This is a genomic window from Bradyrhizobium jicamae (assembly GCF_018130695.1).
GTDB lineage: Bacteria > Pseudomonadota > Alphaproteobacteria > Rhizobiales > Xanthobacteraceae > Bradyrhizobium > Bradyrhizobium jicamae_B.
The window spans coordinates 64,720-78,578 of sequence record NZ_JAFCJX010000007.1 but is presented as its reverse complement, the minus strand read 5'-3'; the positions used below and the strand labels follow the sequence as shown (position 1 = coordinate 78,578).

The following is a 13,859-nucleotide window of genomic DNA, read 5'->3' as shown; positions in this document are numbered from 1 at the left end:
GCAGGCGGGGAGAGGTGACTTTAAATCACTTCATCGGGCACTTGTCGTGGAAGCGGTCCTGGTCGTCCTTGACGATGGTCGCGACCGTCTTCAGCGCGAGCTGGCCTTCGCCGTCCTTGACCACGTCCTGCAGGTAGAAATTCTGGATCGGGATGTGGTTGTTGCCGTATTTGAACGGGCCGCGCACCGATTTGAAGTTCACCTTCTCCATCTCGGCCTTCATCTCGTCCTTCTTGGAGGTGTCGCCCTTCACGGCGACGACGGCGCTGTTGATCAGGTTCGCGGCGTCATAGGACTGCGCGCCGTAGAAGGTCGGGCGCAGGCCGGTATACTTCTGGCGATAGTCGGCGACGAACTTCTTGTTCTCGTCGTTGGGCAGGTCGTTGACCCACTGCTGCGCGCCGGGCACGCCGAGCGCATTGTCCTTCTGCAGCGGCAGCGACAATTCGTCGATCGTGAAGGCGGTGTAGAGCGGGATCTGCGCCTTGATGCCGGCCTGCGCATACTGGTTCAGGAACTGGACCCCAGCGGCGCCCGGATAGAACACGAAGATCGACTCGGCCTTGGAGTTCTTGGCCTTGGTGAGCTCGGCGGAGAAGTCGAGCTGGCTCGGCCACACCGTATATTCCTCGCCCACGACCTGGCCCTTGAAGGTGCTCTTGACGCCGGCCAGCATGTCCTTGCCGGCGGCGTAGTTCGGGCCGATCAGGAACACCGACTTGACGCCCTTCTGGTTCATGTAGGTGCCGACCGCCTGCGGGGTCTGGTCGTTCTGCCAGGAGGTCGAGAACACATAGGGCGAGCAGAGTTCGCCTGCGAGCTGCGACGGGCCGGCATTGGCCGAGATCAGGAAGGTCTTGCTGTCGACCGCGGTCTTCAGCGAGGCCAGCAGCACGTTGGACCAGATGTAGCCGACGATGAAGTCGACCTTGTCGGATTGCACCAGCTTTTCGGTCTTCTGCTTGCCCACGTCGGGCTTCTGGCCGTCGTCCTCGTAGATCACTTCGACCGGCTTGCCGCCCATCTTGCGGCCGAGATGGTCGAGCGCGAGCTCGAAGGAATTGCGCATGTCGTTGCCGATCACGGCGGTCGGACCGCTGAAAGTCGAAACGAAGCCGATCTTGATGGTGTCAGCCGCGGTCGCCGGCTGTGCCAGCGCCAATGCCGAAACCATCGACATGGCGCCTGCCAGCCAATATGCCTTTGTCATATTCACTCCCCTCCTCAACCAACGTCCCGCCGGCCCAACGGGGCCGCCGCCGCGCTTTGCGCGCGTCATTCTCGGTGACGTGTTTTGTGCGCGAAATCGCAAGTCTGCAGCAAGTCCGAACCGACGGCCCCTCTTAGAACCTTCGGCTCATACCCGAGCAGGCTGCACCATAATTCGTGAAGGCTGCCAGGGGCAAGAAATATAATGCCGCTTGCGGGGGCAACTAATGTCGCAGTCGGGCGGGACAAAAGCGGACGTTTCATGCCGCCCCTCCCGGCTTCGATCCGGCGGCCTGCCGCTCCGCCCAGTTCGGCCGGTCCATCTGGAAGAGGTCGCTGCTTCGGGCATACCAGCCGCTGCCATGCATGCGGCCGATCAGCTTCAGCGCCGGCGTGTCGATGTGGCAACGCGCCCCATCCAGCACCACGGCGTCAGCGACATGGGCGCGGACGATGCGGCCGATCACGATGGTCTGGCGCGGGCCGGTCACCAGCGAGGAGAGGATTTTGCACTCGAACGACACCGGCGATTCCGCGATGCGCGGCGGCCGCACGGCATGCGACGGTGCGGCGGTCAGACCGGCCAGCGCGAGCTCGTCGATCTCGGGCGGCGCATCGATGCAGGTGACGTTCATCGCCTCCGCATTGGCTTCCGACACCAGATTCACCACGAACTCACCGGTCGCCAGGATGTTGGTCGCGGTGTCCTTGAAGCGGCCCGCGCCGGCTAGCAGCCCGAGCGCCAGGGTCGGCGGCTCGTGGCCGAGCACGTTGAAGAAGCTGTAGGGCGCGGCGTTGACGATGCCGTCCTCGGACAGCGTCGTCACCCAGGCGATCGGCCGCGGCGTCACCGTCGCGGTCAGGATCTTGTAGCGGTTGGCGGCTTCCAGCGTCTCCATGTCGAACAGCATCACCGGCCCCGCTCGCTAGACGGCCACGACAGGATGACGGAGACGGCCGATGCCGGTGACCTCCGCTTCCACGACATCGCCTGGCCACAGCCATTCCTGCGGCGACCTACCCGCGCCGACTCCATCGGGCGTGCCGGTCGCGATGATATCGCCCGCCTCCAGGGTGATCGCCGCGGAGATGTCGGCGATCAGATGCGGCACCTTGAACAGCATGTGGCGCGTATTGGAGCGCTGTTTCTCGACACCGTTCACGGTGAGCCAGAGATCGAGCACATGCGGATCGGCCATCTCGTCCGCGGTCACGATGCAGGGACCGAATGGCGCGTAGGTGTCCTGCCCCTTGGAGTAGATCCACTGGCCGGCGCGACGATTGTCGCGCGCGCTGACGTCGATCATCACGCTGTAGCCGAACACGAAGTCGAGCGCCTGCGCTTCCGTGACGCGGCGCGCGGTGCGGCCCATCACGACCGCGAGTTCGACTTCCCAATCGAGCTGCTGGGTGATCGCCTTGTTGTGCGCGATCGCATCGTCAGGGCCGATCACGGAGGTCGGCGGCTTTGAAAAGATCACAGGCTGCTTCGGCAGCTCCTTTGCCGTATCGAGGGCGCGGGAGGATTCCGCAACATGCTCGACATAATTCAAGCCGATGCCGAAGATGTTTTTCCGCGGCCGCGGAATCGGCGCCAACAGCTTCACATTCGCCAAAGGCAGCGCGGCGCCGACGGGCCAGTTGCCGCCCCGATCGTCTTCGTAGTCGCCCAAAATCTTCTTCAGCGCTGCCAGCGCCGTCGGCCCGAGATCGATGAAGTCGAGCATCGCAGACGGCAGCTGCACGCCGGCATGCGCGCCGATCTTTTCGACATCGACGACGAGATCATCGACGATGGCACCGAGACGGGCGGCGGCTTCGACATGGCCGCGATAGGTGACGAGACGCATGTGATGTTCCTAGGATGAGAGCGGCTGCCGCCCGCCATTGTCGCCGAACGCTTCCTCCCGGTACAAACCGAGGGAGTTCATGACGGGCAGGTCGTTGAAGGCGAACAGGCAGGCGTCGTCGCCCGACGAGGCATTGGCGTGCTCGTGCCAGGCCCATGACGGCACGCAGAAGATGTCGCGCTCGGTCCAGTCGAAGCGCTTGCCGTCGATGATCGAGTGCCCGCTGCCCTTGGCGACCTGGTAGATCACGCTGCCGGTGTGACGATGCGCACTCGTCGCCTCGCCCGGCCGCAATAGCTGCATCGACGCGCCGATCGTCTGCATCACCGGCCCGCCGGTGACGGGATTGACGTAGTTCATGAGAATGCCGTCGAACGGCGAGCCGTCGGTCGCCCTGGCATAGCGCTGCAGCGACTCGTAGGTCGGGCCCCACTCATATTTGAGCAGCGGCGAATATCCGCGTGTCCATTCGGCGCCCGCGGGCCGCAAGCCGGGATTGCCCCAGCTGTGCGACATGTCGTCGACGGGATGGCCGACATGCTGCTGCAGGTTCGGATGCACGGCGTAGAAGTTCGCTTCCAGCGCATTGACCAGGGGAATGTCGAGACCGTCCTGCCAGATGCAAGGCGAGCCATCGCTGGCGACGCCGTGCTCGTGCCAGGTGCCGTTCGGCGTCAGCACGAAATCATTGGCGCCGAGCGTGAGCTTGTGGCCGTCGACGATGGTGTAGGCGCCCTTGCCTTCCATGATGAAGCGCAGCGCCGAGGCGGAGTGCGCGTGGGCGGACGCGACCTCGCCGGGATGCATCACCTGCAATCCCGAATAGAGCCAGCCGACCGCGGCGGCCTGCTCGCGACGGCCCGGATTGTTCAGATAGATGACGCGGCGGCCGGCCTTTTCCGGCGACACCAGCTCGACCGAACGCAACACATGGTCGCGCAGGTCGCGGTAGCGCCACAGCACCGGAACGGATGACGATTTGGGCTGCCAGGGCTCGATCTTGTTGGCGACGGTCCAGAGCGCGCCAGCATCGAGATGGTCGAGCTCGTCGTAATAGGCCAGCAGCTCCGGGGTGTCCTGGACGTTAGCCCGTCCGGCGACATCTTCCCTGTGGTTTTCGCGAGGTGCCGTTGCCATGCCGTCCTCCTGACGCTAGAAATTCTATAAAATAGATCGTACTATCGATGCAATAGAATATTTTCGAAAATCATGGAAATGCAGTTGCAGCCGCAGAAAGCTCAAAAAGATCAGTGGGATGACCAACCCAGCAACGATAGCCGGCCTCACCAGCGAAGCAACGACCGAGCCGGCGACCCTTGGCGAAGCCGCCTATCAGCGGCTGCGCGCCGACATCGTCGCGGGCGGGCTCGAGGCCGGAAAGCCGCTGCGGCTCGAGGCCTTGCGGCAGCGCTACGGCCTGAGCTTCTCGCCGCTGCGCGAGGCGCTGATGCGGCTGCAATCCGAGCGGCTGGTGGTGTCGGCCGCGCTGCGCGGTTTTGCCGTGGCGCCGCTGTCGCGCGAAGAGATCAAGGACGCCACCGAGACGCGCATCCTGATCGAATGCGAAGCGCTGCGCCGTTCGATGCGCGACGGCGATGACGATTGGGAGGCCGGGATTGTCGCGACCTTCCATGCCCTGGGGCGGCAGGTTGACCGCATGGCGGCGACTGCAGGTAAGGCCGACGTGGCCGAGGTTCTGGTGATGGAGGAACGCCATCACCAGTTCCACCGCGCGCTGATCTCCGCCTGCGGCTCGCCCCGCCTGCTCGAGCTGGCCGACCAGCTCTCGATCGAGACCCAGCGCTACCGATTGCCGAGCCTCACCGGCCGGAACATCGGGGCACCGCCGCGCGACGTATCGGCGGAGCACCGGGAGATCATGGATGCCGCGCTACGCCGTTCCGGCGACGCCACCACCCTTCTGGCCGAGCACTACCGGCGGACCTCGGCCAGCATCCAGGCCGCGATGGCGTGAGTCCGCCGACTTAAAAACAAGTGCCGCAGGATCGGTAAACCGATCGGAAACCACTGCCGGATGGTACCGGGTTCCGATTCATAATCCGGAAAGCACTTCCCGCCGACAGTGCCGGCGAGGGAGGCGCTGCATGCTCGGTTTTCTGTTCGGCTTCAACACCAGGCTCGGCCGGGTGCCGTTCGTGATCTGCACGATCGTGCTCGTCGCCGCCTTCCTGCTGCTGGTGACCGCCGCAACCGGCACCGCGCCCTCGCGAACCAACACCGACATCCTGCTGGCGCAGGGCTCCAACAACGTCTTCCTGATCGGCGTCGCCATCTTCTCGGTGGTCGCCAATTTCATGCTTCAGTCGATGCGCGTCCGCGACATCGGCTGGGATCCGGTCTGCGTCATGATCGGCTGGCTGGCGCTGATGGTGGTCGACCGCATCATCGCCACGCAGCATCCGGAATGGGCGCTCAACTATCTGCAGACCGGCACCATGGTCGGCGCGCTCGCCAACGGCGTGCTGACACTGACGCTGATCTTCTGGCCGACGGCACGCGTCAGCGATGACGAAGAACAGTCCTATGCTGGCCCCGCATCCGAGGGCACCTGGCGCAAGAGCAGCGCCCCCGCCGCCGCCACCAACCGCATCGCGCGCGTCGCCAGCGGCGAGTTCGGCGGACGGACGCGCTAAAGCGCGATGAGATTAGGTTGAATCGTCATCGCGCTTTAGCTCTTTGTTTGAGCATGATCTCCGCGCAAACGCGTTCCGCGTTTGTCGCGAGGGAAAACCGCTTCACACTTTTCCGGATCATGCTTTAGCGGCAAGCTTTATCCATCCACTCAAGGGATCGGAAACCACGCGCACAGGTTGCGACGTCGACTTCATGGTCCGGAAAGTATAGGCACGCCATGCTCTTTTTGAAAAAGAGGAGCGTCGCATGTTGGGTTTCATCTTCGGCTTCAACGCCCGGCTCGGCCGGCTGCAGTACTTCCTTGCCTCGCTTGCGTTCGGGTTTCTGCTGATGGTGCTGGGCTTCGGCATTATAGGCCATGCCTATCAGAAGGCCCTGTCGTTCAACCAGTTGGCAGGGCCGGCGCTTGTCATCGCCGGACTCTTCATCCTGGGCACGTTCATGCTCAACTGCATGCGGATTCGCGACATCGGATGGGATCCGGTGGTCGTCGTGGTGGGCTGGATCGCTTTCCAGATCATCGACAGCCTGATCGCGCACAAGGTTCCGGCCTGGTCGCTCGGCGGCCTGGCGACGGGGACCGTGATCGGCGCCTTTGTCAATTTCGGGACGGGCCTGATCCTGCTGTTCTGGCCGAGCGGCTACGCCACCGACGATGCCCCGCCGCTGCCGCGTGATGCGGATGAGAGATCGGATAGCGACTGGCGCAAAGCCGCCGACAACCGCATCGCCCGCGTCGCCAGCGGCCAGTTCGGCGGACGGGGACAGTAGCGCTCGTCGTTCCGTTCTCGCTCTCTCATCATCGTCCTGGCGAAAGCCAGGACCCATTACCACCGAGTCCTGCTTTGAAAAGGATCGTGGCCCCAGCGTCGCGCAATCATTCGCATTTGGGGTAATGGGTCCTGGCTTTCGCCAGGACGACGTCGTGATTTTGTTGCGGCCTCCGACCTTGTGATTGGAGGCCGCATATTTCTCAGCACGTCAGTGCACGGCTTCCTTCTTCGCGCGCACGCTGCGTGCCGGCTTCTGCTGCGCGAACGCGTCATTGGCGCTGGTGGAGCCGGAGCCGCCGCGCTCCGCGCACATGCCGCCGATGCCGGAGGATGCGGCCTGACACGTCTCCATGGTCGGATAGCCGCAGCCATGCGCGGCCTGTGCACCGTTGGTGATGCAATAGTCGGCAGCCTGCGCCGACGGTGCCGTCACCGAGAAAAGCGCAAGCGTGAACAGCGTCGCCGCGGAGGCGACGAGTGTCTTCGAAGTGGATGTCATCAGTTTCGATCCTGCTCTTAAAGCCCCGAAAGGGAGCGCTCCGCACGCCAGCCGCGCAGAGCTTCACGCTTTCGCATCTGGGAGCCGCGGGCGATCGCGCAATCGTCGCGGCTTGCATTGCAGAAATTCCCAAATTGAATGTCAAAATCAGGTGTTTGACTCAGCTAATACAGTCACGGAGTCGTGCGCAGCGGATGTCCGCCTCCGTCATATCGGCGTCACCTGCCGGCGCGCTCGGTCTCCTACGACCACCCCCTCCGGCCCGGCTTCACCGGCCTGTCGGGGGCCCGGTTCCGCGGCCTCCCGGCCGATTGACATTCAGCCCTTTACTGCGAGACTTTGCCGAAAAGGCAGGGTGGAGCCTCTGGATGGCCAATCTCGCGGCCTCAAATCACGTCGCCCGCGTGTTCTCGACGGCCAATCCGGTGGCCGGCGTGGAGGCGGAGTCGCGGATCGCAACGTCGTGGCGGCGCTGCCTGGTCAACCACAAGCTCGACCCCGGCCGGCGCGGCCCGCCGCAGACGCTGACCGAAGCCGAGATCCGCCACGTCGCCGAGCCGATGGAAGAGCTGATCCGGGTCGCGATTCCCGAGCTGGAAGACCTCGCGCGCGTGCTGCGCGACTCCGGCTATTGCGTCAATCTCGCCGATCCCAACGCCACCATGCTGGTGAGCCGCCTGCCCGAAGGCGACTATGCGCGGATGTTCCTGGAATGGAAGATCTACACCGGCTCGAACTTCGCCGAGACGTTTGAAGGCACCAACGGGCTCGGGACTGCGTTGGCCGAGCAGCGGCCGATCCTGGTGCATCGCGACGAGCACTTTCGCGAGCAGTGGAGCATGTTCACCTGCGCGGTGGCGCCGCTGTTCGATCACGTTGGTCGTATCGCGGGTGCGGTCAACATCACCTCCTGCCGCAGCGATCTCGGCCGCGGCGCGCATGAGCTGGCACTCGCCGTCACCACGGAGGCGACACGGCGGATCGAGACCTCGATCTTCCGCCGGCACTTCCGCGCCTCCTGGATCGCGACCGTGCCGGCCAGCGCCGGTAGCGGGCTGATCGCCTATGACGACGACCGCCGCATCATCGGCGCCTGCCGCCACGCCCGCGCGACGCTCGGCCTCACCGATGCCGCGATCGAGGCCGGCATCAACCTGACGCAGCTGATCCAGCTCGACGACCGCGCCACCAGCGCGCCCGACGGCCACGTCGCGCTGCGGCGCGCCGACGGATCGCCGATGGGGCACAGCCATGTCGCGCCGCCGCTGCGAGCGCGATCGCCGCGCAGAGCGCCGACAGCGCTGCGTGAAGATCCCTTCGCCGGACTGCACAGGCTCGCTGGCAACGATCCCGTGCTGATCAAGGGCGTGAAACGGCTGATGACCGTCGGCAATCTCGACCTGCCGATCCTGCTGCGTGGTGAGACCGGTGCCGGCAAGGACGTGTTCGCCCGCGCGATCCACGCCGCCAGCAACCGCGCGCGCAACAATTATGTCGCGCTGAACTGCGCGGCGATGCCGGAGAGCCTGATCGACGCCGAGCTGTTCGGCTACGAGGCCGGCGCCTTCACCGGCGCACGGCGCGAGGGCTCGAAGGGGCTGATCGTGCAGGCGAGCGGCGGCACGCTGTTCCTCGACGAGATCGGCGACATGCCGCTGGCACTGCAGACACGGCTGCTGCGCGTGCTGGAGAATCGCGAGGTCTGGCCACTCGGGGCGCTGAAGCCCGTGCCGGTCGACATCCGCCTGATCAGCGCCACCCATCGCGATCTCGGCGAGATGGCCGAGGACGGCAATTTCCGCGCCGATCTCTACTATCGCCTGCGCGGTATGGAGGTTCGACTGCCGTCGTTGCGCGAGCGCGCCGACAAGGCCGAGGTGCTGGCGCAGATCGCCGAGGAGGAAGCGCCGAGCTGCAGCATCTCGCCTGCGGCCTGGGCGATGATGCTGTCCTATCCCTTTCCCGGCAATATGCGGCAAGCCCGGCACGTGCTGCGGCTCGCCGGCTGCACCGCGGAAGGTGGCGTGATCGCCGAGACCGATCTCGATCTGCCGCCGTACGGCGGAAGGCCGGCTACGGCCGATCCGGCGGCCGCCGAGCGTGCGGTGATCATGAACGCGCTGCGCGCCAGCGGCGGGCGGGTGACGGAGGCCGCGAAGGCACTGAGGCTCAGCCGCGCGACGCTGTACCGCCGGATCAAGGCGCTGAAGATTGAGCTGAAGGATTAGCGCTGCGGCGGCATGCGAGCGCCAAGTCTCATTGCAACGACGGAATGGAAATCGCGGGGGCGGAGATGGGCAGGCTCGGTTGGCACTGGTGGCCGCGGCGTACGGCGAAATCCCCTGACGCCGAACGATTTGAAGGCGGCGATCGACGACATCTGCTGCAGGCCCTGTCCGCGCTGATCGGTGGCGGCGCCCTCGCCGCGACGTCGTCGCCTGCGGAGGCAAAGGACGCGAGCGAGCTGCCGCCGCCCAAACGGGCCCTCACCGGCCGCGATGAGGCCGGCAAGTCGGTGTTCAAATCATTCGATGTCACGAGCAAGGTGGTCGAGATCGACTCCAATCCGGGGCTGACATTCTATGAGCTGTACATGACGGAGGGCGTGCCGCGGCTGACTGGCCAGGAGCCCGACCCGATGCTGCAGGGAACGAAAGCCTTCCCCGGCCCCGGCGGCACGATGTTTCGTCTGATCTCCTACCCGCCCAAGCGGCCCGAAGGCTACAAGCCGCCGGCCGGCGTGACCTTCGAGAGCGCGCTGCAGGAGATGTCGGACAAGGTGCCGCGCATGGGCGATCATTTCGACCGCAGCGCGCCCGGCATGCACACGACAGACACGATCGACTACGGGGTCGTGGTGCGCGGCGAGATGACGCTGGAGCTGGACGATGGGCAGAAGGTCCATTTGCGCCAGGGCGACTGCATCGTGCAAAACGGCACCCGCCATCGCTGGCGCAATCCGTTGCCGGAGCCCTGTCTGATGGCCTTCATCTCGATCGGCGGGCAGCGCGGCTGAGGCGAGGCCATGGCACGCCCAGACGTCGGCCTTGAGCTCGAGCAAATCAGGACCATCGTCCGCGACCGCGACGATGCGCGCGACCCAATCGGGCTCACGCGCCTGCATGGCGGCGTGCATGAGGTCTACCGGATCGATTTCGCGCGCGGCCACGATCCGCTGATCCTCAAGATCTACGGCGATGAGCCCACGTGGATCGTGGCGAAGGAAGCGCTGGTTGCCGGCTGGATCGGCGATCTCGCCGGCATCCCGATTCCAGATTGGCTGCGGGTTGACGAGACCAGAACCGCGATCCCGTTCCGCTTTGCGATCACGACGTGGCTGCCGGGCGTGACGGTTCGCAGCCTGATCGGCTCACCCGACATCGATGCCGCCTATCGGCAGATGGGCGCCCTGTTGCGGCGTCTGCACACCATTCCCATGACGGGTTATGGCTACATCGTCGGCGACGGCATCCGGCTGCCGAAACCGACCAATGATGACTATATGCGCGCAGCGTTCGATCAGGCGTTTCGGCAGTTTCGCGATCAAGGTGCAGAGGAGGCGTTGACGCGCCGCCTCGAGGCGAAACTGCAGTCGCGTCTTCACCTGCTGCAGCACAGTATGGGACCCGTGCTGTGCCATGACGATTTGCAGCAGGGCAATGTGCTGGCCGAACACGACAGCAACGGGAGCCTGCGTCTCTCCGGCCTGATCGATTTCGGCAATGCCCGCGCTGCCGACGCCCTGTTCGACCTGGCGAAGGCGCTGTTCTGTTGCACGCATGAAGATCCCGCCAGCCGGGAGCCGCTGCTTGCCGGATATGGCGAGATCGACCATCCGGAGCCTGAGCAAGCGCTCTGGCTCTACACCCTGTTTCACAGGGTCACCATGTGGTGCCGCCTGACACGCCGCCCTGGCGATACGTCAGACGGTCCTGCAGGCCTGTTGCGCGACCTCGACGCGATGAGCCGATAGGCTCAACTCAAGGCGCCGATCTTCCCTACTTCACCAGCCTGAACCTGCCGCCCTCGACCTTGATGAGGAAAGCGGAGCGCTCGTCATAGCCGTTGTGGTCGGTCGGGCTCATGGTGGAGAGGCCGTTGTTCAGATAGACGTCCTTGCCGCGCTCCAGCTCGTCGCGCAGCGCGGCGCGGAATTCCGCGGTCCCGGGCTTTGCCGCCTTCAGCGCGTTCGGCACAGCGCGCGTGAACAGCGCAACCGAGTCCCACAGATGCGCGGCAAAGATGTTCGGCTTGGCGCCATTGGCCTTCTCATAGGCCGAGACCAGTTCCTCGCGCACCTTGCGGAACGGATCGTCGGCGGCAAGATCTTCCGCGATGGTGAAGGCTTCGCCGGTGAAGATCGCGCCTTCGACATTGGCGCCGCCGAGCTTGATGAACTCTTCCGACGCCACGCCGTGGGTCTGGAAGATTGTGCCGGCATAGCCGCGCGAGCGCAGTGCCTCCTGCGGCAGCACCGCGGGCGTGCCGGCCGAGGCGATGAACACGGCTTGCGGATTGGTGCCGAGCACCTTCAACGCCTGGCCGGTGACGCTGGTGTCGGCGCGGGCATAGACCTCATGCGTGGTGACGGTGAGGCCGAGCGTCGGCGCCAGGCGGGAGACTTCCTTGTAGTAGCCTTCGCCATAGCCGTCGGAGACGCCGATATAGCCGAGCGTCTTGACGCCGGACTTGGCGATGTATTTCAGGATCGCACCGGCCATCAAATCGTCGTTCGGCACCACCTTGAAGGCCCAGCGCCGGCGCTCGTCCATCGGCTGCACAATCGCGGTTGCGGCCGCGAGCGAGATGATCGGCGTCCTGGATTCGAAGGCGACGTCGAGCATCGGCATGGTCACGGGCGTCAGCGAGGAGCCGATCAGGATATCGACGCCGTCCTGGATCACCAGGCGGCGGGCGTTCTGCGTGCCCTTGGTCGGATCGGATTCATCGTCGAGCGCGATGTAGACGATCTTCTCGCCGCCGATCTCCTTCGGCAGCGCGGCGATCGCGCGCATCTGCGGCTGGCCGAGCGCCGAGCCCGGTCCCGATGCCGACACCACGACGCCGACCTTGATATCCGCGCGCGCATCCGCCGCCGTGAGCATCACACAAGCGACGATCGACAATCCGGCCCAAGCCAGCTTCATTGCACATCCTCCCAGCAAACCTTTGTCTTCGGCCGAAGGCAGCCATTGCCGATCAGTCTGGCACAGGTTTGCGGGAGGCGTCTGTCCCATGTAATGGGGACAGTCGCGATCGGGCCGCGTCGCTTTCGCGCTCGGCCCTTGCGATGCGTGGCGCCTACAGGTCGGTCACGCGCTCGGGATCGGCCGAGGCGAGTGCAGCAGCGCGCTCGGCCTTCGGCGGGTAGATCCACACCGTGTTGATCTCCTGCTTGGTCTTCTTCGCGACCCCGCCGACCAATTCCACCGTGCGCTCCCAGCCGCGCGTGACCCATGGCGGACAGGTCGACCTCAACGTCGCGCTGCGCTGACGAGTTCAGATGGGATCAAGCACCATCACTCGTGCTCGCTGCCGCGAAGCAGCTCGGCAATGCGGCCATCAGCGCGGCGAAGGCGGCGGCAGAGCTCGCGGTTGATGTTCTGCATGACAAGCACATAGGCGTGGATGTCGGCCTTGTAGAAGGTGTAGAGGTTTCGCGCGGTGAGCTCGTAAAGCACGGTCGGGCTCTCCGCGACGACGGTGGCGGAGCGGTTCTGCATCTCGATCAGCGTCATCTCGCCGAAGAAATCGCCTGGCCCAAGCGTGGTCATGCGGATGACGCGGCCCTCATGCCCCTGCCGGGTCACCAGCAGCTCGCCTGTGTGCACGACGAACATCGAGCGCCCCTCATCGCCTTCGGCGACGATGGTGGCGCCGGCATCATAGCGGCGCTCGGCCAGCATGGAGACGAGGGTCTCGAGGCTGGCGTCGGACAGGCCACCGAAGAACGGCGTGGCGAGCAGAAACGCTTTCAGATCGGGTGAGCTGACAGCCATGATGAGCGGACTATACAAGCGCGGCCCGCGGCGGCAAGCGGGGCTGTTTTTGCTTTCCCCTCTCCCCGTTCTTACGGGGAGAGGGTCAGGGTGAGGGGCTCTATCCTTGAAATGATACTCTCAATCGGAATTGAACGAGTCGGAGAGGCCGTCCCTGCGGCTAGCTTGTGCCATGCCCCTCACCCGAAATTCGCCATACGAATTTCGACCTCTCCCCGCTGAAGAGCGGGGCGAGGTTAGGAGAAGTCAGGAAAACTCGTTCCAGCTGACGCGCCGTGCGTCGATGTCGCCGAGCGAGACCGTTTCCTTGACGTCGCGCAGGCCGTGGAAGCCGCTGCGCAGATAGATCAGCGGGCCGGTCGCGGTGGCCTGGCGGACGTGGCGGACTTCGCCGAGGAAGATCGAATGCGTCTTGGTCTCGATCTCCTGCATCACGGTGCAGTCGAAAGCGGCGACCGCATCTTCCAGCACCGGGGCACCAGTGGCACCCGTCGTCCAGCTGCCGAAGCCGAAGCGATCGTCGCCGTTGACACCCTTCTGGCCGCTGAAGGTGAGCGCGAGCAGCGCGTGCTCCTCGCCGAGGAAATTGACCACGAAATGCCCCTCCTCGCGAATGCGGGCATGGGCGCTGGCATTACGGTTGACGCAGACCAGGACGGAGGGCGGATCGTCAGACAGCGAGCAGGCCGAGGTCACCGTGAGCCCGGTGCGCTTGCCCGGCTCCCGACCGACCGTGACCAGCGCGACCGCGCCGGCGCATTGGCGCATCGCCTGCTTGAAATCCGTCTTGTCGATCGACATGCCGCAACCTCTTGAACCCCAATCCTCTTTCGAAGATAGGGGGTTGCGGGTGCGGGGCAAGCCCCGCACCCCG

Annotated in this window: 14 protein-coding genes and 1 pseudogene; 6 read left to right on the top strand and 9 right to left on the bottom strand. The window is 65.0% G+C overall.

All coding sequences use genetic code 11. The annotated features are described in order from the left end of the window. Positions 1-25 precede the first annotated feature (25 nt). From JQ604_RS11790 to JQ604_RS11775, 4 genes are all read right to left on the bottom strand, one after another. Positions 26-1,210, bottom strand: a complete 1,185-nt coding sequence (locus JQ604_RS11790) for an ABC transporter substrate-binding protein (RefSeq protein WP_212357193.1) — start codon at positions 1,208-1,210, stop codon at positions 26-28. Positions 1,211-1,469: 259 nt separating this feature from the next. After that, on the bottom strand, positions 1,470-2,120 hold the full coding sequence (locus JQ604_RS11785; protein WP_212357770.1) for a flavin reductase family protein: 651 nt from the start codon (positions 2,118-2,120) through the stop codon (positions 1,470-1,472). 15 nt (positions 2,121-2,135) lie between these two features. Next, positions 2,136-3,059 carry a fumarylacetoacetate hydrolase family protein gene (locus JQ604_RS11780; protein WP_212357190.1) on the bottom strand — a complete coding sequence of 308 codons (924 nt, stop codon included), beginning with the start codon at positions 3,057-3,059 and terminating at the stop codon, positions 2,136-2,138. Positions 3,060-3,068: 9 nt separating this feature from the next. After that, complete coding sequence (locus JQ604_RS11775) at positions 3,069-4,196, bottom strand: cupin domain-containing protein (protein WP_212357188.1); 1,128 nt, start codon at positions 4,194-4,196, stop codon at positions 3,069-3,071. A 118-nt stretch (positions 4,197-4,314) separates the two neighbouring features. On the opposite strand from JQ604_RS11775, the gene JQ604_RS11770 reads away from it, so the two are divergent. The 3 genes from JQ604_RS11770 to JQ604_RS11760 all read left to right on the top strand — a co-directional run bounded on the left by JQ604_RS11770 (position 4,315) and on the right by JQ604_RS11760 (position 6,485). After that, complete coding sequence (locus JQ604_RS11770; RefSeq protein WP_212357185.1) at positions 4,315-5,034, top strand: GntR family transcriptional regulator; 720 nt, start codon at positions 4,315-4,317, stop codon at positions 5,032-5,034. A gap of 130 nt (positions 5,035-5,164) precedes the next feature. Continuing rightward, a complete protein-coding gene (locus JQ604_RS11765) occupies positions 5,165-5,713 on the top strand; it encodes a hypothetical protein (RefSeq protein WP_212357183.1) in 549 nt (182 codons plus the stop codon). A gap of 247 nt (positions 5,714-5,960) precedes the next feature. Beyond that, a complete protein-coding gene (locus JQ604_RS11760) occupies positions 5,961-6,485 on the top strand; it encodes a DUF805 domain-containing protein (RefSeq protein WP_212357180.1) in 525 nt (174 codons plus the stop codon). 210 nt (positions 6,486-6,695) lie between these two features. Here the strand turns inward: JQ604_RS11760 and JQ604_RS11755 are convergent, their stop codons facing one another. Beyond that, complete coding sequence (locus JQ604_RS11755) at positions 6,696-6,986, bottom strand: DUF3551 domain-containing protein (protein ID WP_212357177.1); 291 nt, start codon at positions 6,984-6,986, stop codon at positions 6,696-6,698. Between the two features lie 368 nt (positions 6,987-7,354). Between JQ604_RS11755 and JQ604_RS11750 the strand changes: the two genes are divergently transcribed. From JQ604_RS11750 to JQ604_RS11740, 3 genes are all read left to right on the top strand, one after another. Then, a complete protein-coding gene (locus tag JQ604_RS11750; protein WP_212357174.1) occupies positions 7,355-9,214 on the top strand; it encodes a sigma-54-dependent Fis family transcriptional regulator in 1,860 nt (619 codons plus the stop codon). A 65-nt stretch (positions 9,215-9,279) separates the two neighbouring features. After that, positions 9,280-10,002, top strand: a complete 723-nt coding sequence (locus JQ604_RS11745; RefSeq protein WP_249158204.1) for a cupin domain-containing protein — start codon at positions 9,280-9,282, stop codon at positions 10,000-10,002. 9 nt (positions 10,003-10,011) lie between these two features. Further along, positions 10,012-10,959, top strand: a complete 948-nt coding sequence (locus JQ604_RS11740) for a phosphotransferase family protein (RefSeq protein WP_212357171.1) — start codon at positions 10,012-10,014, stop codon at positions 10,957-10,959. Positions 10,960-10,984: 25 nt separating this feature from the next. Here the strand turns inward: JQ604_RS11740 and JQ604_RS11735 are convergent, their stop codons facing one another. From JQ604_RS11735 to JQ604_RS11720, 4 genes and pseudogenes are all read right to left on the bottom strand, one after another. Further along, positions 10,985-12,133: an ABC transporter substrate-binding protein gene (locus JQ604_RS11735; RefSeq protein ID WP_212357169.1), complete on the bottom strand. Its 1,149-nt coding sequence runs from the start codon at positions 12,131-12,133 to the stop codon at positions 10,985-10,987. A gap of 154 nt (positions 12,134-12,287) precedes the next feature. Further along, positions 12,288-12,437 (bottom strand): annotated as a pseudogene (locus JQ604_RS11730) (NAD(P)/FAD-dependent oxidoreductase); the annotation flags it as partial. A gap of 68 nt (positions 12,438-12,505) precedes the next feature. Continuing rightward, positions 12,506-12,985 carry a Crp/Fnr family transcriptional regulator gene (locus JQ604_RS11725; RefSeq protein WP_212357166.1) on the bottom strand — a complete coding sequence of 160 codons (480 nt, stop codon included), beginning with the start codon at positions 12,983-12,985 and terminating at the stop codon, positions 12,506-12,508. A gap of 246 nt (positions 12,986-13,231) precedes the next feature. Next, entirely contained in the window at positions 13,232-13,786 is a 555-nt protein-coding gene (locus JQ604_RS11720; protein WP_212357163.1) for a flavin reductase family protein, read from the bottom strand. Positions 13,787-13,859: the final 73 nt, after the last annotated feature.

Coding starts and splice junctions, on each gene's coding strand:
- JQ604_RS11750 (WP_212357174.1), top strand. CDS start 7,355: ATGGCCAATCTCGCGGCCTCAAATCACGTCGCCCGCGTGTTCTCGACG.
- JQ604_RS11775 (WP_212357188.1), bottom strand. CDS start 4,196: ATGGCAACGGCACCTCGCGAAAACCACAGGGAAGATGTCGCCGGACGG.
- JQ604_RS11740 (WP_212357171.1), top strand. CDS start 10,012: ATGGCACGCCCAGACGTCGGCCTTGAGCTCGAGCAAATCAGGACCATC.
- JQ604_RS11760 (WP_212357180.1), top strand. CDS start 5,961: ATGTTGGGTTTCATCTTCGGCTTCAACGCCCGGCTCGGCCGGCTGCAG.
- JQ604_RS11725 (WP_212357166.1), bottom strand. CDS start 12,985: ATGGCTGTCAGCTCACCCGATCTGAAAGCGTTTCTGCTCGCCACGCCG.
- JQ604_RS11770 (WP_212357185.1), top strand. CDS start 4,315: ATGACCAACCCAGCAACGATAGCCGGCCTCACCAGCGAAGCAACGACC.
- JQ604_RS11765 (WP_212357183.1), top strand. CDS start 5,165: ATGCTCGGTTTTCTGTTCGGCTTCAACACCAGGCTCGGCCGGGTGCCG.
- JQ604_RS11720 (WP_212357163.1), bottom strand. CDS start 13,786: ATGTCGATCGACAAGACGGATTTCAAGCAGGCGATGCGCCAATGCGCC.
- JQ604_RS11785 (WP_212357770.1), bottom strand. CDS start 2,120: ATGCTGTTCGACATGGAGACGCTGGAAGCCGCCAACCGCTACAAGATC.
- JQ604_RS11735 (WP_212357169.1), bottom strand. CDS start 12,133: ATGAAGCTGGCTTGGGCCGGATTGTCGATCGTCGCTTGTGTGATGCTC.
- JQ604_RS11755 (WP_212357177.1), bottom strand. CDS start 6,986: ATGACATCCACTTCGAAGACACTCGTCGCCTCCGCGGCGACGCTGTTC.
- JQ604_RS11790 (WP_212357193.1), bottom strand. CDS start 1,210: ATGACAAAGGCATATTGGCTGGCAGGCGCCATGTCGATGGTTTCGGCA.
- JQ604_RS11745 (WP_249158204.1), top strand. CDS start 9,280: ATGGGCAGGCTCGGTTGGCACTGGTGGCCGCGGCGTACGGCGAAATCC.
- JQ604_RS11780 (WP_212357190.1), bottom strand. CDS start 3,059: ATGCGTCTCGTCACCTATCGCGGCCATGTCGAAGCCGCCGCCCGTCTC.